Here is a 20,321-nt window from a genome sequence, read left to right as displayed (position 1 = left end):
CTCACTCTGCCGACCCCTGGTGTCTATAGAAGGTCGCCCTGCTCCACCCCACGAGCTTCGCCGCTTCTGTGGCAGTTCGACCTCGCGCCCGAGCCTCTTGAACAACCCGGAGTTTCTCCGCGATCACTGCAGGATCCGAGGGTGGCCGGCCGAACCGTGTACCGCTCTGTCGCGCGGCCGCAATGCCTGCGTTGACTCGTTCAGTAATGAGCTCCCGCTCGTATTCCGCCAAGGTCGCCAGCATGTTCAGCATCAACCGTCCCGTCGAGGTTGCAGGGTCAATCCCGTCGCTGATGGACTTCACCGCCACTCCCCTCTCCTGGAGAAGGTTTACCGTGTTCAGCACGTCAATCAATGAGCGGCCTAGCCGGTCGACGCGCCACACCACCACGGTGTCTCCGGACTCGGCGTGCTCCAGCAGCTTCTTCATCCCTGGACGAGAGACCGCGGTCTTCGATCCGGAGGTGACATCGAAGAACACATCCCGACGCTGCACCCCCTCCCCGAGCAACGCGTCGACCTGCAACTGTGAATCCTGACTTGCCGTACTAACCCGCGTGTACCCCAAAAGCCTCATGGGACAAGAATGCCTTAGAAACATGCGCGAAGAGTCCATGTGAGACAAATTGCGTCGAAACAACTTCTCAAGACAGGTCGAGTGCCGGGTTTACGCGAAATTGAAGGTGCCTCGTGGAAGCTCTGCTGACTGTCTCAGAAAACTAATGTTTGCTGAGGCACCCTGGGCAACCACAGTCTGTCGACGAATCACGTACGAGGCCCGCAGTCTTGCTCAGCTTTCCTCAAGTCTCACCCTGTAGTTTCATTTTCAGGAGTATTCACAATCGCAAACACTTCTGCGGGACCGTTCCTTGCAGAAGGCGATGCGCTGGACGATGTAAATATCGCCCCTCATCAATTAACAGTTAGGTATTAGAGATGGCTCAGAAGGTAGAAGTGGTTCTCGTGGACGATCTCGACGGCAGTGAAGCGAAGGAGACGGTCACCTTTGGTCTGGATGCTCGGTTCTACGAGATCGACCTCAGTGAGGAACACGCCAAAGAGCTGCGCGAGACGCTGAAGAAGTACATCCGCAAAGGCCGGGCGATCGCTCCCCCGTCGCCACAGAATGAGGCACGGCAGATTCGCGAGTGGGCCGTGAAGAACGGCCACCAGGTCTCCGCGAGGGGTCGGCTGCATCGAGACATCGTCGAGGCATACCGCAACGCGAAGAAACGCTAAACGACAACACCCTCCCACCGATGAAGGGAGCCTGGACGCGAGGGTCGCGTCCAGGCTCCCTTTGTGTGCACCACACGCTGCTCCGCACCGTTCTGGGGATCCCCGCTCTCGGTCTCCGCAGAGAACCCCAAACGCTTCAGCGTGTGGGTCAGAAGACTCGCAGCTTGTAGAGCTCCGCGATGGAGACCAGTTCTGGCGCATTGGGATCGATCGGGCTGGTCTTGGTCTCACGGAACTCGGCCCCACCAAAGACAGCCCAGCACTCAAACCGCGTATCCACGCGGGAGAGATACCGCAGACCCCCGTAAACGGGCCTACCGGCGGCGTCTCGCTGATCAAAGGTCCACGACGCAATCGCCCGTGTCAGCAGTCTGTTCCGTCCGCGGACACTGGCCACGTCGATGACCCCCTCCCCCAGGTCCACCAGCTCTGCCGCCATGACGGTGGTGAGAGCTTCGTGGGTGTGGAGGCTCTCCACATCAAGGAAAGGCAAGGGGTCGCTGAGGACCGCTTCTGCGATGGTGCGCTTCTCTCGCCAGTCACGCGGCACTCCCCCGACCATCATGAAGCCTGGGTCTTGTTCTGCCACGTGTTTCCGGATGGCTGGTGATGGTCGGAACCGGGCCAGGGTCTCCGCGTAGGCGCCTTCGAGGTCGGTAGCGAAGTACAGCACCCCATGACCGGGAACGTCGAAACGGTTGCCGGCGTGTTTGCGCGGGCTGTCTTCGGCGGAGATCTCAGACCAGTAGAAGGGGTTATCCGCTCGCGCGACTCGGAAGAGCCGCTTGTCATAGAGGTCCTTGGTGGCCGGGGCTTCGAGGGGCTCAGGCAGCATTGAGATACGCACGCGCAGCGGCCATGACGTCCCGGGCAGAGCCGTCGCGGATGGCTTCAGCCGGAGAGGCATCATCGAGCTGCGGATTCATCCCCATGAACCACGCCCGGATCGTGGCAGGCTCCTCTTTTTGCCGCAGGAACGCGACCACGGTGTCGAGATCCCGAACTCTCTTCTCTGAGTCGTACCGTATGCCGTGACCCCCGGCCCAACGCTGCAGAGACCGGCTGTCCACCTCCATAATGAAGGACAGCAACGAAGACCCGAAGACCTCTGTGAGTTCTTGGACGATCTCTGAAACGTCCCTGATCGGGAACTCAGCGGCTGAGTGCGTGCGAACCGTTTCACTCATCGGGGCCACCTCCTCTAGGTCTAGTGCAACCTATTGTCGCACTAACGTCGCTAGTTTGTCCCGCGCTAGGGAGTGCCCCAGAATCCTGGACTCATAAATACCGCTTCCGGTATTTATGACTGCCTGGCGTGCCAAGCATTGAGGGCTTCGATGAGGATCGAGACTTGCGTCCGATCTTGCTCCACCGCAGCAAGTTTGAGACGGCGGTGAACAGAGACTGGGAGATCGTACGATGTTCGCTTCGTTTGCTCTGCGCTCCCCTGGGCCTGCGTGAATGTCGGCTTTGGCTCCGACGTTTGCTGCTGCGCACGCCGGTTGGCCAGTTTCGATTTCATGTCACTCACCAGCGATCTCCTTAAGCTCCTTGTAGACGGTCTCGTATCCGTACAGCTTGTGTGGTCGTGAGTAGGTGTTCTGCGAGATCGCGGTTCGTCGCCGAATCTCTGTGGTGAACTTTGGGGGTGCAGTCTCGTCGGCAAGTACGTCGCGTGTGGTCAGTGTTAGCTTCTCTCGGTTATCCACGGCGCCCAGCAGCAGAGCCGCGTCCTTCCCGTGGGCCAACCCATCGAGAGTCGCGTAGGCGCGGTCGAGCCCCATTGGTTCCGGCATAACGGGAACGATCACGAAGTCAGCGAAATCGACTGCGGCTTGCATAACTTCTGCTTGCCCCGGAGGAGTGTCGACGAAGATCCAGGGGGTCCTTGCCTCTTTGCGACGAAGCTTCGGCAACGATACCGAGTGGACCTCGTACTCCAAGGGCTCCCCCTCGTCTTGAGCGCGGGAGGCCCATTCGGTTGCTGACCCTTGAATATCTGCGTCCCATAGTTCTACATCCCTGCCGTCGCGCGCTGCGGCGGTAGCGAGGTAGATGGCGGTGGTCGTCTTCCCTACCCCACCCTTGCTGTTAACGATGGCAATGCGCATCTAGCTCCTCCCCTATCGCGGTATTTCGTCATTGCCAGTATTACCGCGATGCCGTGATACCGGTGTAAAGACACGCCTATTCAGCTATATACCGGGCTACCGTTACCCTTATCACGGTATACACCGGTACCTCTATATCGTTACAGTCTTATCTACCGGTCCCGGTATTACGGTAGGCCCCTGAGTATTTCGCAGTATTTGGGTACTACCGTTATACCGCTCTAACGCTACGCCTATTCCGCTATCTACCGGGATACCGGTACCCCTGCCGCCACATATACCGGTACCCCTAAACCGTTAAGACTCTATCTACCGGTCCCGGTATTACGGTAAGACCCTGGATCCCTGTTGTTATCGACGATATGTTCGATAGGTACTAAGTCGCATAGATGCCCGTCGTGATCGCTATCCTCGACGGCGCACTGACCAAGAAACGACCCAGGCTGATCAATAGGGGAGTGGTGCCCCAAACAAAGAGCCCTTCCCGTCCCTCAATAGATGTTCGGAAACTCTCTGAGTTCGATATTCGGGGAGTCGCCATCAAACACTCCCACGGCGTCAAGGCTACCCGGGATCACCGGAAATCCAGGGTAGCGGAGCACGTCACGCTCCTCGACGTCAAGGCGTTTTCCATGTCGGCCGAGCGGATCTTTGACCCGCGGTTGCGCAACCGGCCGTCATCGTCTTATCGACCAATGACGGCAGCCAGATCGGGCTAAGCAAAGACACCAACGCGCTGGGCATCAGGATGGGGGAGAGGTGGTTCCAACTCCCCGCACCGGCCGAACGTATGAATCAGGTAGCGAGGTCCTCGAACTACGAGTCGTGCGCCCAATGTCAGACGGTTCAGTGGTCCGCGGCCCAAGTGCGCGGCAGTCTACGTCGATAGACAGTCGTAGGACTCAGAAGCACGCTTCCCGAGCTGTCAGACCGGACGCCCCGACCATAGGGGCAGGCTGTAGCAACGCCTCTTGGAGCTCACGCAGGTAGCCCTGGGGGAGCCAGGGTAGGTGTTGGACACCCGCTGGATCTTGTGGGGGCGTCCACGGAACACCTGATGCTCCACTAATGAGACTCGGCACTGATGGGTGACGTGGCGGCGCAGCCACCGGTAAATCGTGGCTCGGGAGGCGGCGAGCTTTCTCCCGATCGCGGCTGCTGAATGGCCTTTTGCTCGCATTCTTTGGGCCTGGCGGGCCTTAGTGTTGGCCCGGGCTCTGCGGACGACTGAGGACGCTCTAGGCCCCAACGCACGGGCGGCGCGCTGCGCTGGCGTATTGGCTAATCCACCACGCCGGCCCATCTCTGCGAGCAGTTCCCGCATCTGCGACGGCATGGCTACGGCGGAGCGGTGTCCACGGGGGTTCACCATGTATCTGGCGATGCTGCGGATGATGCCGCGTACCTCGGCAGCTTGCAGCGGCTCGGGAGCGGCGTCGTTGGTCTCCCATGCCACCGCCTCGAAGTCTCCACCGGCATAGGCGACTTGACGCGCTACGTCGAACACGGTCTGGTTCCGATTCCCGGTGTCCATCGCGGCCGCGACGGCCCGGTGGGCCTCCTTGGTGGCGCTACGGCCGGTAAATCGCTTCCTTTCGGGCCATAGGTCCGCGGTTTTCAGCGTTTGGTGTAGCTGCTTGAGTCCATAGACCGGGGGAGTGGCGGGTGCGCGCAACTCAGCCCGCCGATATGTAGGGTTACGCACGCGCCCAGGGGTCAACGGGTCTACTGCTTCGTCGCCGGCTAGCGCGTCGCGCAGCGCAGCGCCGACGGCGCGGGCGTAGGCGACCGGGCGTTCCCGCGCGGACGGGCGAAGGTCTACGGGATCGATCAACCAACCTGCCTGTGCACCCTTACGTGTCTCCACGATCCAGGAAGGTCGGATCTCGGTCGGGATCGTGTCGAAAATCTCGAGCAGCGCCTCCGGGCGGTCAATATCGATCACCAGTGCAGAACCCACCGAGCGCGAAGGGGTGAAGAACTCGAAATCCGCCAACTCAGTGGCGCTGATTCGGACCGATGGAGCGGTCTTGGTCTTGGACGCACGCGCCCAAGCGGTGCCGATATGGCCAAGGAAAGCAGCACGAAACGCCGTGGCGTTGCGTAGTCCCTGGGGCTTTTGGGCGCGTGGTGCTACAGTGGGAAGCACAGAAGGTGCCTCCCATGCATGGGAGTCATCGGTTCAATGTCCTTCGGGATGTTGGATTCAGAACCGGACTGTTTGGCGACCGAACGGTTCTGAAAAGGCTTTGGAGAAGCGCTCACCGATAGGTGGGCGCTTCTTCTTTTATGCGGTGAGTGGCAACCTCTCCTGTTGCCGGTCCAAGTTTTCGAGGTCGACGGGCTCGAGCGCTTCTGCGATGAGTCCACCAACGAAGTCCGTCTTGGTGGTCTGCGAACGCTTCACGTACGTGTCCAGTTTTTGGAAGAGCTCTATGGGCAGGCGAACAGTGACTACTTCACGATCACCCTTGTTGATCTGGGGCATCGACCTCTCCTCTCGACTGTGTTCCCTAGTAAACCTGAGCGGGGCCTGAATTGAGTGAATCTGATTCGGCGTGTCGAAGCTGAATCAGAATCAGAGTCCACGAGCGACGGCTGCGCCCGCGCGCAACCATGCGCGCTGCGTGGAGCTGCGCAGCGCGTCATAGTGCAACACCCCATCAACCATCGCCGGGTCATACGGGATCGAGACCGCTTCTCGAGCGAGCTTGCTGAACCCGGCGCGGACATCGGCCGCTTCGGTGGCCTTCGCACTGTCGTTGGATTCCGAGACGATCACCACGGCCTCATCGGCCAGCGCTGCGGATCGCTCATCGCGGTCCGCGAGAGCTTCCAGAAGAAGGGCTCCGGCCTCGGCGTGCTCGTCCTTGGTGGTGGTGGCCACCACGAGTTGGTCGCTGAGGTCGATCATGCGCTTCCACAGTGGATCGGACTCGTCGTTACCGGAGTCAATGAAGATCAACCGGTAGAACTTGCTGGTGACCTGGTGAATGGCGTCCACATCACCGGCATCGACGCGCTGATCCTCGGCCAGGGCGACCGGCTTTGAGCGCAGGACGTCGTAGCGGTCAGTGGTCTGGTGGTGCACGAAATGCGCCAGATCCGCCGACTGCGCCCCAGTCGAAAGCAGGTCAGTGGCCTTCGGCAATAGATCCAGGATCGTTGCGTCGTGGGGGCCTTGCTCGGTGCGCCATCCCAGGGTGCCGCGCGTCTGGTTGTTGTCATAGGCCAGCACGCCGCCGCCACCGAATCGGGCGAACACTGCTGAGAGCAGGATCGTCGTCGGGGTCTTTGAGGCTCCACCCTTGCCGTTGACGATGGCGATAGTTCGGGGTCCGGGCCAGTGCTGAGAGACCGCCTGACGGTCGATTCGCTGGGCCTTCTCTGCCTCGCTGGGGGCGATACGGATCCCCATGCTCGCCAGCACGCCGCGCCACCCTTCGGTGGCTGGCTGCTCGCGCTGCTCCTGGTTCAAGAAGCTCTGCCGCTGTTCGCGAACCTGCCGCCGGCTCGCGGCCGGCGCGGGAGCGGAAGAGGAATCCGCGGTGAAAGGATTAGGCCGCGAGGGGGCCTGTGTGGCGGGCTGTGCCGGCGCTGCTGCGGCCGGCGGGGGAGTGGGCTCTACCGGCTGCTCGGGCGCGGCCGGCTTCACCTCTGCCCGCGCTGGTTCTGCCGGCGCTGCGCTGGGCTGCTCGGGCTGGGCCTCGGTCGGGGCTGGTGAGCTGGAGGGAGCTTCGGCAGCGGGAACCGGGGTCACTGTGCCGCTGGGTTCAATGCGCAGCGTGGTCGGGGGAGTCTCGTCGGTGATTGCGTGCAGCGGTTCTCCTGCTGCCTTGGCGCGGGCGATGAGCTTATCTATCGCCTGGGCCTGGGCTTCGGCGTAGGTGGCAGCAACCAAGGTTTCTGGTTCTGTCCCGTCGCCGTGCAGCGTGGCGGCGCCGTCTGGTGTGATGCTGATGTGAATGCTCATGAATCGTCGTCTCCGTTCTCAGAGGTCTCCGCGTCGTCTGCCTCGTCCACGTCTGCTGGTGCCCTGTAGAGGATCGTTTCGTCTAGTCGTGGGGCCACGACGTAGGCGGCATCGTCAGCGACGATGAGCGGGGCTGTGTCGTCATCTGTGAAGGTCGGGTAGGTCTCAGCCCCGTCCTGGGACCGGCCGAAATCCACTTGGGCCGGCCCGTCTGTGGTGTTGCCGTAGAGGGTGTTGCCGGCGAGCACCGGATCTTCCAGCACGGGGACCTCGTTGAGGCTGGGATCGTCGTCGTAGCGGATCGCCAGGGCGCCAATCACGGCGCGCTGCGATCCGGTGTTGTAGGTGATCTCGGCGCTCTCATTGGGCAGCCGTTCGATCCGGTCTTTGATGATCGTTTCCCCGGTGTCCTGGTCCATGACCGCAATCACCGGTTCATCGGCTGCACCGTTGCCCGACCACGCCAGCACCAGGGCCTCGGTACCGATGGTCCAGAACATCTCTGGCCGACCCTCGACACCTCCGGGCGGGGTGAACTCGGTGACGGTGGACTCTCCATCGAGTCCGGTCCTGTAGATCGCGTCAGCACCGATAGAGACAGCTTCGCCCTCCACGGCTGAGACGGGCTGAGATCCTGCGGGGATCGTGACCTCAGTCAGCGTGCCCGCCTCGTCGGGGACAAGCACCACGAAGTCACCCAGGCTGACCAGGGGGGCGTCTCCCTCCCACAGCAGTTCGGCGGTGTGATCCACCGGCACTTGTTCGGGGGCCACGGCATCGCCGGGGCGCACTTCCTCTATGGGCCATAGGTTGAGGTTCCCGCGTGAGTAGGAAGCCAGAACGGGGGCGCCGGCCCAGGTGCTCTCGTGGATCTCTGAGAGATCCGCCGGAGCACCTGAACCGGCCCACGTCGGTTCAGCAGTCTCGGGATGCCGGGCGGAGAGGATTCCATCGCTGTTCGCGGTGAGAATCCGTCCATCGTCAAGCCCGGTGACTCCGGTGTCATCGTTGATATCTACTGACCAGGCTGCCGGGCCGGTGAACCCGTCAGGCAGTCCCACAGGGACTTGGGCATTTGCCCCGGGGGTCTCCCATGGGGGCGCTGTGTCCTGGTCTTGGTCTGTATCGGTGCTCAGATGCACCGCGACGGCGGTTCCCCCGCCGACGAGCATCAACAGAACGACTCCGCCGAGAACGGTGGCGGTGCGTCTGCGGGTTTTGTGGGTGTTCTTCGATTCAGGGGGCGGTGTGGTGTCGATGGTTTCGCCATGAACGGAGACGATCATCTTCCACTCTTCCCCGACGTTGGAACGGATCGTGACCCGTACTGCGTCGAGGCCGTGGGTATCTGCTTTGCGCGCCGCTGCTGTCAGTGCAGCCTCACGCAGTGACACTCCTGCTGCCGGTTCGATGGGCACCCCATCGAGTCGAGCGGTCTGGGCTTCCTCGTCGTAATCGATGACGTACTGAGGAAACGCCGGAACCTCATCAGGAGTGATCTGGCCCATCAGTCTGAATCCTTCTCCTTACCGAGAGCCTCGTCAGCCTCAGGGTCTTTCATCTCATCGGCATTGAGCAGAAAATCCCTCAATTGCTTCTTGGGGATGCGATTAACCCGCAGCCCGGCTCGGATCGCAGGGATGTGTCCTGCCCTGATCCACTTATTGATCGTCACCATGCCGACCCGCAGCAGGTCCCCGACCTCCTGTGGCGTAGCCAGGTCAGGAAAGTCCTTCAGCAGCTCATCGATCAACTTGGGATCGTTCACGGTCATGCTCCTAATGTACAAAACGCCTAAGAGATCGTATATATCTACTATCGTCTATATATTCTTAACGTTGATTAGGCATTTAGGGTGGAAGGGTCCCTTGGAGTCTACGGATCACTCTGCGCTCTGAAGGGCAGGACTACCCGCGATCGAGGAGAGTGCCAGCCGTGCCGCGCAGCAACCCGTTCATCGACATACCAGTCCAGGACCCAGGACCGGTATGGGAGTTACGGGATGAGGTCTTGGGGGAGAAGACCATCGTCACAGGCCCTCAGAAGCCGCTGGCGTCTGTGTCGGCCCCGGCTGACACGGTGCCGTGGCCACGGATACCGGTTCAAGACCACCGGCTGATCACGGTCGCGGGGCTCCACGGGGGAGCCGGAACCTCCACGGTGACAGCGATGCTCGGAGAACAGGCCCTCGACGCCGGCACGGGCTGGCCGGTGGCTTCCGGGTGGGTGCGACCGTTGCCACGGCTCGGTGTCGTGGTCGTCGCGCGGACCCACTGGGCGGGGGTCGCTGCGGCTGAGGATTTCACTCAGCAGTGGCTTGCTGGGGAACTCAATGACTCCCGGTTGCTGGGGCTGATCCTCGTCGATGATGCCCCGCGCCTTCTTGAGTGGCAGCGGCGCGCGGTCAAGCGCCTGGTGCGCAAGGCCCCGTTGGGGGCGCATATCCCCTGGGTGGAGAGCTGGCGGGTGCAGCCGCCGGACTTCACCAAGCCACCGAAGCGGCTACAGAAGATCACTCGTCAGTTCCACCAATCAGCAGAAGAGGAAGAAGCATGATGATTCTCGAACTACTGTCAGCAATGTCTGGACTGACCCCGGCCGGCATCGTCCCTGACGTGAGCCCGGAACAGCCTCCCGGGGTCGAAGGATTCACCACACTGTTGAACTGGATCTCCTGGGCGGTGATCATGCTCGGCCTCGCCGGCTTCCTCGCCTCGGCCGGCTTCCTGGCGTTCGCGTCCTTCACCGGACGTGAGATCAACGGCTTCAAGGGCCTGGTGATCTCGATCATCGTCTGCATCCTCGCCGTGGCGGCGGCAGCCATCATCCGAGTGTTCATCTAAAGACGCTCTAGCCACGACGGAGACGGGAAACCGATATGGCACGTACAAACAAGCAGCGCGGCGGGCGCTCCTGGATATTTTGGGGGGCGGGACTGCTGATCGTCATTGTTGTCGTGGTGGTGGGTCTGCTCACGATTCCCGCCGGCTCAGATGATGCGCCCGACGAGGAACCAGCAGCGCAGAACACGGATTCACCGGCTCCTGAGCCGGTGGAACCGGAAGATGAGGAACCGGCAGAAGAACAGGCCGGTGCGGTGTCTCAGTGTGAGGGTATGGACGCCGATAGCGCGTTCCCCGCTGAAGCACCTGAATTCGCGTGGGAAGACTTCGACGGGGCAGAGGGCTTGGCCCTGCCCGTCTCTGACGAGCACGGGCCAGCCGTCCAAGAGGACGGCTTCTGGCGCTGCTTCTCCCAGACGCCAGCCGGCGCAGCGTTCGCCGCACCAAGCCTGTTCCTCAGCTTCGTTGTCGGCCGCGAGTATGAGGCCGCTGTAGACAGTCCAGGAGCACGCGAAGCACTGCCGCAGGTCTCAGCCGACGAATCTGCCGAGAACTTTGAGGGCGTGCTAGTGCGCGGGTTCCGAATCGTGGATTCTTCCGCCGAAGAAGCGACCGTGCGGGTCTGGCTGGGTTATCCAGATCTTTCGGCGGACGGTGCCTACGATTTCACTTTGCTGTGGAACGAGGATGCGAACGACTGGCGACTTGATCTCGCTGCCGGTGAGGCTCCGTTTAGCGAACTGACTGAAACGTCTGATTTCACTGAGTGGAGGTAGGTCCAATGGTCCTGATGACTCTCCTGGCTGCCGCTGAGGAAGAGGGTTCGTCGTGCTCATGGGACAACGGCGCATGCAAAATCGTTGAGGGCGTCCTCGGTACCGGAAGCGCTATCGCGGGCAATGCCGCGACTGCCGCTCTAGAGGCGGTCGCTCAGGGCCTTGCAAACGGCGCTGTGGCCTTCCTGGAAATGATCTCCACCTGGTGGATGAACGCTCCGGGGCCTGACCTCGATAACCCTGCGGTGGCGTCTCTGCAAGCGGACATGGGGTACTACATCGCCGCGTTCGCCATCATCGGCTTCTTGTTTGGCCTGGGCCGGATGGTCCTGAGTATGGACTTCAAGAAGATCATCACCGCATTCGCGCCCATAGTGACGCTGATCGTGGTCACCGGGGTCTACGCGGTGGCCATCGGGGCGCTACTCGCCGCTGGCGACAGCACCGCCGCCTGGCTGCTTGACCGGGCGACGGAAGGTGACGCGAACCTAGAGATCTTGGCCGCTCCGGTCGGTGACATGGGCCAGAACATCGGCGTTTTCCTGATCGTGTCGCTGCTGACGTTCTTCGGCGCGATCATGAACTTCCTTCTGATGATCTTCCGCGATGTAACCATTCTGGTACTGCTCGCATTCCTCCCTGTGGTGGCTGCCTCTACGGGCTCGGTCTCGGGTAAACAGGCGTTTCAGAAGATCAACTCCTGGCTTATCGCGCTATTGCTCTTCAAGCCAGTCGCGGCCGGGATCTACGCGCTGGGGCTGCGCATGATGACCGAAGATTCAGAAATCGAGGACCTCGCCGGCGAGCTGCAGAATTACTCGGCGGCAATGACCGGGATGCTCATTCTCGCGCTGGCCGGCCTCGCGCTGCCGGCGCTGATCAAGTTCATTGCTCCTGCTGCGGCGATGGGCGCTGCCGCCTTTGGCGGTGGCGCAGCTATTGCGGGCGCGGCCACGGTCGCGGCCGGCGCAGCGGTCATAGGCGCTTCGGGCGGCGCTGCCGCTCCTGCTGTAGCAGGGGGTGGCACCGCTGTTGCCGGTGGAAGCGGTGCAGCTGCCAGCGGTGGCGTGGGCGCTGCGGGTGGCGGCGGAGCGGTTGGTGCCGGTGCGTCCGGCGCGGGCGCTGCGGGCGGGGCATCATCCGGCGCGGCCGGGTCAGGCGCTGGCCAAGGGGCCGGGGCCTCCGGCGGTGCCGGATCTGCTGGTGGTGCTGACGGGGGCTCTGGTGGCGGTGCTGCTGGTTCGACACCGGGCGGCGCTACTCCTACCTCGGGTAGCGACTCCGGTTCTGATTCTTCTGGCGGTGACGATGGCTCCGGTGAATCCGGGGCTGGCGGTGCAGCCGGTGGCGCTGAATCTGCCGGGGCTGATAGCGGCGGCGCGGCTGCGGGTGCTTCCTCGGCCGGCGGCGCTGCGGGTGGCGCTGGTGGCGGTTCTGCTGCTGGGGGTGATTCCTCGGGAGGATCTTCCGGTGGTGGTCAGGATGCTTCGACTCCCGCCGGGGCTTCGGCTTCCGGTGGGGGATCTGCTTCCTCTGGTGGCGGGTCCGGCAGTGGCTCTGAGGGTGCCGGCGGATCTAGTGGTGTTGGCGTAGACGCCGGCACCCCCGGCGGCGCTGAATCCTCCGGTGATTCCAGCGACGGACACAGCGGCTCAGGTGGCGGCGCAGCCGCTTCGGGTGCCTCACAGAACACCGGTAGTGATTCCGGTTCCACCACCGGGAAAACGCGGGGATCTGGTGCTGCCAAGACGCAGCAGTTGAAGAACGTCATTGATACCGGCACTGCCTCCGGGGCACAGATCAACGATGCCGTTGAAGGCGACGACGGGGAAAGTGGCGCATGAGCGATTCAACATCTGGGGTGATCCCCGGGGTCTATGGCAACCTTCGCCATCCTCAGCGCACCGGCATCTTGGGGCTCTCCCTGGGTGTCTCACTGGCTGGGGTTCCGTTCATTGTGGTGGCCATCGTTTTGATGGCCACGGGCCGCGCGGCTGTTACCGGCGTGGTGATCGGTGTCGGGGTACTCGGCGCTGTGCTGTTGCTGGTCACCAAGCGGCAAGGCCACTCGATCTATGGGAGAACCATGCTGAAAATCGCGCAACGACGTAAAGAACGTGCCGGCAAGCACCTCTACGTCTCAGGCCCCACGGGCCAGACACCGGATGGCGTCACGCGCCTTCCCGGGCTCATGGCCGATACCGAACTCTCAGAACACCTTGATAGCGCCGGCCAGCCCTTCGGACTGCTGCGCATCACCGGCCGGGGAGCTTATAACTACTCCGTGGTGATCGAGGCGCGCCCGGATGGCGATGCTCTCGTGGATGAGGAAGCGGTCAAGCGTCAGGTGTCCCACTGGGGCGGTTGGCTCCAAGCTCGCGGCCAAGATGACGGAATCCGCGGGGCCTCGGTCACGATTGAATCTGCGCCCGATACCGGGCTGCGACTGCGCCGACTGCTCTCCCATAACCGGGCTGATGGTGGCCCTGAGTTTGCTCGCATGGTCACTGACGGAATCGCTGATGAGTATGACCACGGGGCACCGGAAATGACGGTGCGGCTCACGGTGACTTTCGACGGTAAAGCGTTCGAGGCGAACCGCGATCGTGGCCGCGATGAAATGGCGATCGACATTGGCGATCGACTCCCGGGAATCCTCGGCGGGCTGCATTCCACCGGGGCCGGGGTCGTCCAGGCGTGCGGGGCTCAGGAGATCATCGACTTCACGCGCGTTGCCTATGATCCTCAGACTGCGCCGGCCGTGGAAGAAGCGCAGATGGAGGGCGGGACGAACCTGCGCTGGGTTGACGCCGGCCCGTCCTACGCTGCGGATCTCTTCAACTACTACAAGCACGACAGGGCCTATTCCTCGTCCTGGACGCTCTATGAGGAACCGCGCGGCACATTCACCCATGATTCTCTGCGCCGGCTCCTCGAGCCGATGCCAGGGGTGCTCCGTAAGCGGGTGACCCTGCTCTATCGTCCGGTCTCCATCGACCGGACCACCGATCTCGTGCAGCGCGAGATCAAGGAAGCGACCTTCGGTGGATCTCAGCAGCGGGTTTCAGTCCGGGCTGCGCAGCGGCAGAAGGCGGCGCTGAAGTCGGCTCAGGAAGAAACGATGGGGGCCGGTGTGGCCCGGTTCGGGACCATCGTGACTGTCTCGGTGACTGATCCCGAACAGTTCCGCCGGCTGGATAAGGAAGTGCCGGCCCTGTTCTCGAGAACGCGTCTGCGCGTTCGTAAGGCACTGGCGAATCAGGCCGTGACGTTCCAGGCGGGTTTGCCGTTAGGTGTTGTGCTGCCCGATCACATGCTGCTCAACGACGAGATTCAAGACTTCTTCTCCTAAACCACACACCTGAAGGGGTGTTGATGATGAGTCCACGGAAATCCAAGGAACACAGCCAGGCGGAAGCCTCGGGCCTGGTGCTCTCCAAGAAAGATGTCGCCCGATTGGAGCGGGAGGACCGTCGAGCTCGCGAGACCGCGAAGCCGGTCACGGGGCTTCGACGGGTCTTCGCGCAGATCCAGTCGGATCGCAAGGAAACTCTGACTCAGCCGGGTGCTACGGGCTGGAACAGGCCCGGTGGCGGGCCTGTGGGCTTCGTGGAACGTCCCTATGAGCTACAGGGCACCACGGTTCAGCTCTGCGGCTACTGGCCCTTTATCGCCGGCTCCGGGGTGGATCTCGTCGGCGCTCCGCTGGGCGTGGATTTGCGGCGCCGGTCTCTGGTCTGTGCTGATCCGATCTCCTGGTTCACATCTGAGCTGATCCGTAACCCTTCGGCGTTCGTGCTCGGGCAACCGGGCCTGGGGAAATCCTCGCTGGTTAAGCGCATGGTCGCGGTCCTGTTGGATTGGGGCATCATCCCTATGGCGCTCTCTGACGCTCGGCCCGATTACGTGGACCTGATTCGGGCGGCCGATGGCCAGGTGATCGAGTTCGCTCCGGGGCGCGCGCATATCAACCCTATGGACATGTCGGCCTTCGCGGCCGCGCTGGCGGACGTGAAGAATGAGAATGCCCGGGAAGAAGGGCTCAACGATCTGCGCACGCAGCAGCTCTCGTTGATGAGCGGGCTGGTGGCCATGTTCGCGCGGCGCAGCCTGGAACCGCACGAGACCACGATCTTGTCTCACGCGATCCGCACGCTAGACCCGAATCTCACTACCCCGGCGCTGATCCCGGATCTGACCGAGTTCATCCAGTCCCGGCCGGCGACGCTACGGACTCTGACCCTGACCCACGAGGACGAGGATGCCTACGACGCGCGTGTGCAGGGGCTCTTGGATGCGCTGATCTCGATGGGGCCTGATGGGCTCTACGGCAACCTATTTTCTCGGCGGACGTCGGCGCACATCATTCCCGGTAAGCCGGTGGTGTTTGACGTGTCCGGCGTCAATGAGAACGACACTGTTCTCATGGCTGCGGTGCAGTCCTTGTGCTGGAACCTCGGGACCGTCACCGTGGCCACCGAGAAGATCCTGACCACCGATCGAGGCATTCCGCCGAAGCATTATCTTCTGGTGATGGATGAGTTGTGGAAGGTGCTGCGCGCCTCGGATCAGATGGTCTACTTCGTGGACTCCCTGACGCGGCTGAACCGGGGGAGGGGCATTGGACAGATCATGATCACCCACACCATGAATGATCTGAAGCTCTCGTCCGGGACGCTGACCGATGTGGCGTGGGGGTTCGTGAACCGCTCAGAGATGGTGTTCCTCGGTGGACTCGCCCCGGATGAGATGGGCAACCTCGAGACGGTGTTCGCCCTGTCGGATACGGAGAAGTCCTGGATCACCGACTGGACTGATGATTCCGGTGGGGGAGTGGGCACTGAGCGGCGACCCCACACGGGCAAGTTTATCCTCAAGACCGGTAAGCGGCCCGGGATTCCGTTCAAGGTGCTCCAAGTCGCCGCGGAAGTCGCGGTCACCGAGACTAACCAAGCCTGGAAACCGAGACCCATCACATGAATCTCGGGCAGCACCGGTTCTGCATCCTTACGGCACGGGAAGTCTCCCGATTCTCATAGCTATTAATTATTCACACCGTGGCACCCGCACAACAACGACGTCTGCCCCGTTGCTAGACATATCCGAAGCACGACAGGCCACCTCGGAGGCTCCGGACCTAGTCTCCCGGTACATATCCGGCAGCACACTCCGAAGACGACTAAGGACGTGCTGAAACTTCATAGAGACACCTCCCTGCGGTCGTCTTCAACTAAGGGAGATGCCCTCCGGCGTGTCGTGAATACTTCTTAACATCCTTGCTGAAGGGTTAGTCATACGCCAGTCTGACCTGGGGAGTCGGTTTATCGACCCTCAATTGAGGAGGTCGATGATGAACTTGGACTATCTACGTGCGCCTGAATTCACGACGCCGACGCTAAGTACGATCTGGCGACTCGTATGACTAACGACGACGATCCATCCGCCTCCAATACCCAGACGCCATTAATCGAGGTCGTCCAGCGGCTTGTGCGAGGTGGATGGGACGAAGTGGAGAGTTCGCTCGTTACCTACGGCGACCCGATTGCCCTCGATGGCACGCGGTCGACAGTCCGATGCCATCTCCTCCGAAGCGATCCGCTGGGTACCCCGCGCCTAAAGACCTTGGCGCAGCAACTTGCTAATCAGATAGTGAACTACTGCATCCCCCGAACGGATATCGAGAAAGTTAGTCAACTCTCGCCCGATCGACAGGTCCCGGAGATTACTCGCCTGGCCAATGAAGCAGCACGATTGTTTACGCAGACACAAGTAAAAACGGGTGAGGGTGCAGAGCTTCTTCTCTATGCACTACTCGAAAAAGGACTCGAGATTCCACAGGTTCTTAGCAAAATGTCTTTGAAGACGAGTACCGAGATGCAGTATCACGGCGCAGACGGGGTACACGCGAAACTTCTTGAGAACGGTGATCTAGCTGTGTATTGGGGCGAGGCAAAGCTCTATGAGTCCGTTGCTAAGGCGATGACAGATTGCATGGACAGCATCGCGCCCTACTTGACCGGCATGGCCCATGAGCAGGATGTATTCCTAATTCGACACTACGCCGATACTGGAAACGCAGAGGTCACGGCCCGTCTTTTGGAGTACTTTAATGACAGTTCGCTCCTGTCCGCCAGTGTAGAGATGCGCGGCGCTTGTCTTATCGGGTTCGTACATGACAACTACCCGAGTCTTCCTCGTGATGAAGCCGCGGTCCGGGCAGAGTTGGACGTAGCCCTCGCGAGCTGGGCCGAATCAACTAAGAAACGTCTTGAGAACCGCTCTCTCACGGCGCACGCCATCGAAGTCTTCTTCTTCCCAATGCCGTCCGTAAAAGACTTTAGAGACGCTGTAAAATCGGAGCTTCGAATCGATGTGAAGCCATGAGTGCACTATCTGACCGGGTACTTGCCCTCAGCAGACTTCGAGCCGGGCTTGAGGGCCTAGCGGTTCGGTCAATCCAGGCTGACGTCCCTCTAGCACACGAGTCGGCCGCTCTGACGGAGGAACCAGATTGGCATTTTCTGCTGATCTGCGCGAGCGCGCTCACCCCGGAGCCCGATGAGGTTGCGCAAGATACCGTACTTCGCATTGCACAAGGTTGCCTGCGTTCAAAACAAAGCACCAACGAGCAGCAGGCCGCCGCCATTCTTCTACTCGATCGTGTAGGAAACCAACCAGCGATCGCGTTGATGCGAGACCGGGATCGGAACATTCTCACGTCGATCGAGGCAACTTCGTCAGCTCTAGTTCTTGATGCGCTGGGACGCCGCGCCGAACTGACGGTGAGACTGCCGAGCGGTGAGGTTCTCGAGGTTAATCCTTTTCAAAAGACATTCTGGGAACTTGCGTCTGTCAATGACTGGGTGAGTGTATCTGCGCCAACATCTGCCGGGAAGTCCTACATCATCCGTGAGTGGATGTTCTCAGAACTTCGAGAGTCTACGCACGCCAAGCTTGTGTACATCGCGCCCACGAGAGCATTGGTCGAAGAAGTAAGCGCGGTTTTTAGGTCCCAATTTGACGGCAGCGTAGGCGTCCACACGATCCCTTGGGACCCCGAGATAACGGCCTATGACAAACAGGTCTTCGTTCTGACACAGGAACGGCTACATCTGTTGCATCAACGGTTGCCACTGTTCGCGCCAACTTTAATTTTCGTCGATGAAGCACAGAAGATCTCCGACGGCACTCGCGGAATATTGTTGACACAGGTACTCGATGAGGCGCTTCGTCGAAACTCAAACGTTCGACTGGTGTTCGCGAGTCCTCTATCAGCCAATCCCGAGGTGTTGTTGTATTCACCATCATCACCCAGGCGCAAAGCCGCTCTCGTTGGGGAAACGGTGACTGTGAATCAGAATCTAATCTTCGTCAACCAGGTGCGTCGACAGCCTCGTCGCTACAATCTCACTCTGGTTTACGACGGTGAAGAAGAACCGGTCGGCGAGGTCGAGCTTCCCTTAGCGCCGGATGGAGTGGGCCAGAAGGTGCCTCTCATCGCCGCTGCGATTGGGGGCGACTCTACGGGGAACCTTGTTTTCGCGAACGGCCCCGCAGAGGCAGAGAAATTCGCACGGACCATTTTCAACGCACTTAGCGATGAACCTGAGAATGTTTCGGACGCAGTCCAAGAGCTGGTCGATTTTTCCGAAGGAGTTGTGCACAAGCGATTCCAACTTGCTACCTTCGCAAAACGCGGTGTTGCTTTCCATTACGGTAAGATGCCACTCGTCTTGAAGGCGAAAGTTGAAGATTTGTTTAGACGAGGCGATATCAAGTACCTCGTCTGTACGTCGACTTTGCTTGAGGGAGTTAATCTACCGTGCAAGAATATGTTTCTCCGGTCCCCTCACAAAGGTCCCGGATCGCACATGCCAATGTCGGATTTTTGGAATCTAGCCGGACGGGCCGGTAGGTGGGGTAAAGAGTTCCAGGGGAATATTTTCTGCGTCGACACGTCAGACTCGAGGGCGTGGCCGGAGAAGCCTGGGAAACGGGAGCGGTCATCGATCATCCCTGCAGCGACTGCGACGCTCTCGAACGTCACCGACGTGGTGGATTACATCAACGGCGGGGCGCAGAAATCTGATCGCGGGACTCCTGCGGAAATGGAGTCGGCGTTCAACTGGCTTGCTGGACGCTTCATGTCCGACGGACATCTAAGAGGACTCCACGGCGTCTCCTTGGAGTTGGACCAGGCTGATCGGATTGCTACGGCCGTTGGACGCGTAACACCACGGCTGCAGGTGCGCGCGGAACTCGTAAAGAAGCACGCTGGCATCAGTCCTATGTCGATGCAGCGCCTACTGGATGCCGTCCTGGCAAACGGTCACCCCGAAGAACTCGCACTCGTGCTGCCGACTAGCGACGACGCGTTCGAAGAATACAAGACAGCTCTGGATTATGTAGCTGAGTATCTGGGAGGGTCGTTCGAACCACACTCGCGCCGCCTCTCACTTGCACGACTCATCGTGCACTGGATGCGGGGCGTCCCTCTGAGCGTCATTATCGATAACCGCGCGAAATGGCTTCGCGCCAAGGGCGACGAGGTTTCCTACCCGGGATTGATCCGACGAGTTATGGCAGACATTGAGGACATCGCGCGTTTTGAGGCGCCGAGGTACCTGTCGTGTTATGCCGATGTTGTAGCGCAGGCCGCTGGAGAGCTCGGGCGACAAATGAGCGTAGATTCGATCGATATCGAGATGATGCTCGAACTTGGCGTGCCCCGACCGACCGACATGTCATTCATCTCAGTTGGTCTGTCGCGGGCCACGACTCGGGCGATCGCTGAGTTTGTGCTTGATCCCGCACTCTCGCCCGCACAATGCTCAGCCTGGATCGAGGACATCGACTTGGAGCAGCTTGAGCTGCCTGCGTACGCGGCGCGAGAAATCATCTCGCAACGACAACTGCTGGCACAGCGTCGTTGGCAAACGGGTTAGTTCCAAAGCGCGTTGTGGTCCCGAACAATTGTCGTCACTTCTGACCGTGCGTATCGGAACCCGTTCCTCCGCGGCAGTACAAAAAGATTCGCGGGAGATACCCCCGATACAGTTCTACAGTAATACTGGCGCCTGTACGGTCGTGAGCATTGGTGCACGGGAGGGAATCGCGAACTAAGTCAACCTGACATAAGATAGATTATCGGCATATCGGGTGTGATCCTGGATGTGGTTTCACCCTTGTTTTCGGGTGTACACCGTGGCACGCTGAACCCATGACTCCCGCGGGACCCGAACAGGCCGAACGTCGAGCCCATCGTGAATCTGTCCAGCTGGCAACGCCTGAGCTCGTCTATGAGCTGCGAGAGCTCCTCGGTTCCCAGCTCGTGGCGGACATCGGCCCAGTGAAGGAAACTCGGGCGGTTCGCCAATGG

At 60.9% G+C, this 20,321-nt stretch carries 18 protein-coding genes; 9 read left to right on the top strand and 9 right to left on the bottom strand.

Annotated elements, in window-relative coordinates; genetic code table 11:
* Position 1: 1 nt before the first annotated feature.
* Positions 2–577: a recombinase family protein gene (locus H4W27_RS13290; RefSeq protein ID WP_192596651.1), complete on the bottom strand. Its 576-nt coding sequence runs from the start codon at positions 575–577 to the stop codon at positions 2–4.
* A 359-nt stretch (positions 578–936) separates the two neighbouring features.
* Between H4W27_RS13290 and H4W27_RS13285 the strand changes: the two genes are divergently transcribed.
* A complete protein-coding gene (locus H4W27_RS13285; protein WP_192596650.1) occupies positions 937–1,239 on the top strand; it encodes a histone-like nucleoid-structuring protein Lsr2 in 303 nt (100 codons plus the stop codon).
* 148 nt (positions 1,240–1,387) lie between these two features.
* Here H4W27_RS13285 and H4W27_RS13280 read toward each other — a convergent pair whose 3' ends face one another.
* From H4W27_RS13280 to H4W27_RS13245, 8 genes are all read right to left on the bottom strand, one after another.
* The gene (locus tag H4W27_RS13280; RefSeq protein ID WP_192596649.1) at positions 1,388–2,074 is read right to left on the bottom strand and encodes an RES family NAD+ phosphorylase; all 687 of its coding nucleotides are present in this window, start codon (positions 2,072–2,074) and stop codon (positions 1,388–1,390) included.
* Positions 2,064–2,426: a hypothetical protein gene (locus tag H4W27_RS13275; protein ID WP_192596648.1), complete on the bottom strand. Its 363-nt coding sequence runs from the start codon at positions 2,424–2,426 to the stop codon at positions 2,064–2,066. Before H4W27_RS13275 ends, H4W27_RS13280 begins: the two co-directional genes overlap by 11 nt.
* Before the next feature lie 336 nt (positions 2,427–2,762).
* Complete coding sequence (locus H4W27_RS13270) at positions 2,763–3,350, bottom strand: ParA family protein (protein WP_192596647.1); 588 nt, start codon at positions 3,348–3,350, stop codon at positions 2,763–2,765.
* Between the two features lie 925 nt (positions 3,351–4,275).
* Complete coding sequence (locus H4W27_RS13265; protein ID WP_192596646.1) at positions 4,276–5,346, bottom strand: replication initiation protein; 1,071 nt, start codon at positions 5,344–5,346, stop codon at positions 4,276–4,278.
* Positions 5,347–5,637: 291 nt separating this feature from the next.
* Positions 5,638–5,838, bottom strand: a complete 201-nt coding sequence (locus H4W27_RS13260) for a hypothetical protein (RefSeq protein WP_192596645.1) — start codon at positions 5,836–5,838, stop codon at positions 5,638–5,640.
* 90 nt (positions 5,839–5,928) lie between these two features.
* Entirely contained in the window at positions 5,929–7,323 is a 1,395-nt protein-coding gene (locus H4W27_RS13255) for an AAA family ATPase (protein ID WP_192596644.1), read from the bottom strand.
* Positions 7,320–8,831, bottom strand: coding sequence for a hypothetical protein (locus H4W27_RS13250; protein WP_192596643.1), 1,512 nt, complete (start codon positions 8,829–8,831; stop codon positions 7,320–7,322). The genes H4W27_RS13255 and H4W27_RS13250 overlap by 4 nt, the downstream gene beginning before the upstream one ends.
* Positions 8,831–9,097 (bottom strand): helix-turn-helix domain-containing protein, encoded by a 267-nt coding sequence (locus H4W27_RS13245; RefSeq protein WP_192596642.1) that lies wholly within the window; start codon positions 9,095–9,097, stop codon positions 8,831–8,833. The genes H4W27_RS13250 and H4W27_RS13245 overlap by 1 nt, the downstream gene beginning before the upstream one ends.
* A 152-nt stretch (positions 9,098–9,249) precedes the next feature.
* On the opposite strand from H4W27_RS13245, the gene H4W27_RS13910 reads away from it, so the two are divergent.
* The 8 genes from H4W27_RS13910 (at position 9,250) to H4W27_RS13205 (ending at position 19,887) form a co-directional block, all read left to right on the top strand.
* The gene (locus tag H4W27_RS13910; protein ID WP_318782404.1) at positions 9,250–9,879 is read left to right on the top strand and encodes a DUF6668 family protein; all 630 of its coding nucleotides are present in this window, start codon (positions 9,250–9,252) and stop codon (positions 9,877–9,879) included.
* Positions 9,880–9,902: 23 nt separating this feature from the next.
* A complete protein-coding gene (locus H4W27_RS13235) occupies positions 9,903–10,166 on the top strand; it encodes a hypothetical protein (RefSeq protein WP_225939520.1) in 264 nt (87 codons plus the stop codon).
* A 35-nt stretch (positions 10,167–10,201) separates the two neighbouring features.
* On the top strand, positions 10,202–10,942 hold the full coding sequence (locus H4W27_RS13230; RefSeq protein WP_192596640.1) for a hypothetical protein: 741 nt from the start codon (positions 10,202–10,204) through the stop codon (positions 10,940–10,942).
* Positions 10,943–10,956: 14 nt separating this feature from the next.
* Positions 10,957–12,786, top strand: a complete 1,830-nt coding sequence (locus H4W27_RS13225) for a hypothetical protein (protein ID WP_192596639.1) — start codon at positions 10,957–10,959, stop codon at positions 12,784–12,786.
* The gene (locus H4W27_RS13220) at positions 12,783–14,294 is read left to right on the top strand and encodes an SCO6880 family protein (protein WP_192596638.1); all 1,512 of its coding nucleotides are present in this window, start codon (positions 12,783–12,785) and stop codon (positions 14,292–14,294) included. The genes H4W27_RS13225 and H4W27_RS13220 overlap by 4 nt, the downstream gene beginning before the upstream one ends.
* A gap of 23 nt (positions 14,295–14,317) precedes the next feature.
* A complete protein-coding gene (locus H4W27_RS13215; RefSeq protein ID WP_192596637.1) occupies positions 14,318–15,922 on the top strand; it encodes a hypothetical protein in 1,605 nt (534 codons plus the stop codon).
* Between the two features lie 438 nt (positions 15,923–16,360).
* The gene (locus tag H4W27_RS13210) at positions 16,361–17,326 is read left to right on the top strand and encodes a HamA C-terminal domain-containing protein (protein WP_192596636.1); all 966 of its coding nucleotides are present in this window, start codon (positions 16,361–16,363) and stop codon (positions 17,324–17,326) included.
* Positions 17,323–19,887 carry a DEAD/DEAH box helicase gene (locus H4W27_RS13205; RefSeq protein ID WP_192596635.1) on the top strand — a complete coding sequence of 855 codons (2,565 nt, stop codon included), beginning with the start codon at positions 17,323–17,325 and terminating at the stop codon, positions 19,885–19,887. The genes H4W27_RS13210 and H4W27_RS13205 overlap by 4 nt, the downstream gene beginning before the upstream one ends.
* Positions 19,888–20,321 lie beyond the last annotated feature (434 nt).

This window comes from Nesterenkonia lutea, from assembly GCF_014873955.1.
GTDB lineage: Bacteria > Actinomycetota > Actinomycetes > Actinomycetales > Micrococcaceae > Nesterenkonia > Nesterenkonia lutea.
Note: the sequence above shows the minus strand (reverse complement) of the source record. Positions and strands in the feature narration are given on the sequence as shown.

Coding starts and splice junctions, on each gene's coding strand:
- H4W27_RS13290 (WP_192596651.1), bottom strand. CDS start 577: ATGAGGCTTTTGGGGTACACGCGGGTTAGTACGGCAAGTCAGGATTCA.
- H4W27_RS13285 (WP_192596650.1), top strand. CDS start 937: ATGGCTCAGAAGGTAGAAGTGGTTCTCGTGGACGATCTCGACGGCAGT.
- H4W27_RS13280 (WP_192596649.1), bottom strand. CDS start 2,074: ATGCTGCCTGAGCCCCTCGAAGCCCCGGCCACCAAGGACCTCTATGAC.
- H4W27_RS13275 (WP_192596648.1), bottom strand. CDS start 2,426: ATGAGTGAAACGGTTCGCACGCACTCAGCCGCTGAGTTCCCGATCAGG.
- H4W27_RS13270 (WP_192596647.1), bottom strand. CDS start 3,350: ATGCGCATTGCCATCGTTAACAGCAAGGGTGGGGTAGGGAAGACGACC.
- H4W27_RS13260 (WP_192596645.1), bottom strand. CDS start 5,838: ATGCCCCAGATCAACAAGGGTGATCGTGAAGTAGTCACTGTTCGCCTG.
- H4W27_RS13255 (WP_192596644.1), bottom strand. CDS start 7,323: ATGAGCATTCACATCAGCATCACACCAGACGGCGCCGCCACGCTGCAC.
- H4W27_RS13250 (WP_192596643.1), bottom strand. CDS start 8,831: ATGGGCCAGATCACTCCTGATGAGGTTCCGGCGTTTCCTCAGTACGTC.
- H4W27_RS13245 (WP_192596642.1), bottom strand. CDS start 9,097: ATGACCGTGAACGATCCCAAGTTGATCGATGAGCTGCTGAAGGACTTT.
- H4W27_RS13235 (WP_225939520.1), top strand. CDS start 9,903: ATGTCTGGACTGACCCCGGCCGGCATCGTCCCTGACGTGAGCCCGGAA.
- H4W27_RS13230 (WP_192596640.1), top strand. CDS start 10,202: ATGGCACGTACAAACAAGCAGCGCGGCGGGCGCTCCTGGATATTTTGG.
- H4W27_RS13225 (WP_192596639.1), top strand. CDS start 10,957: ATGACTCTCCTGGCTGCCGCTGAGGAAGAGGGTTCGTCGTGCTCATGG.
- H4W27_RS13220 (WP_192596638.1), top strand. CDS start 12,783: ATGAGCGATTCAACATCTGGGGTGATCCCCGGGGTCTATGGCAACCTT.
- H4W27_RS13215 (WP_192596637.1), top strand. CDS start 14,318: ATGATGAGTCCACGGAAATCCAAGGAACACAGCCAGGCGGAAGCCTCG.
- H4W27_RS13210 (WP_192596636.1), top strand. CDS start 16,361: ATGACTAACGACGACGATCCATCCGCCTCCAATACCCAGACGCCATTA.
- H4W27_RS13205 (WP_192596635.1), top strand. CDS start 17,323: ATGAGTGCACTATCTGACCGGGTACTTGCCCTCAGCAGACTTCGAGCC.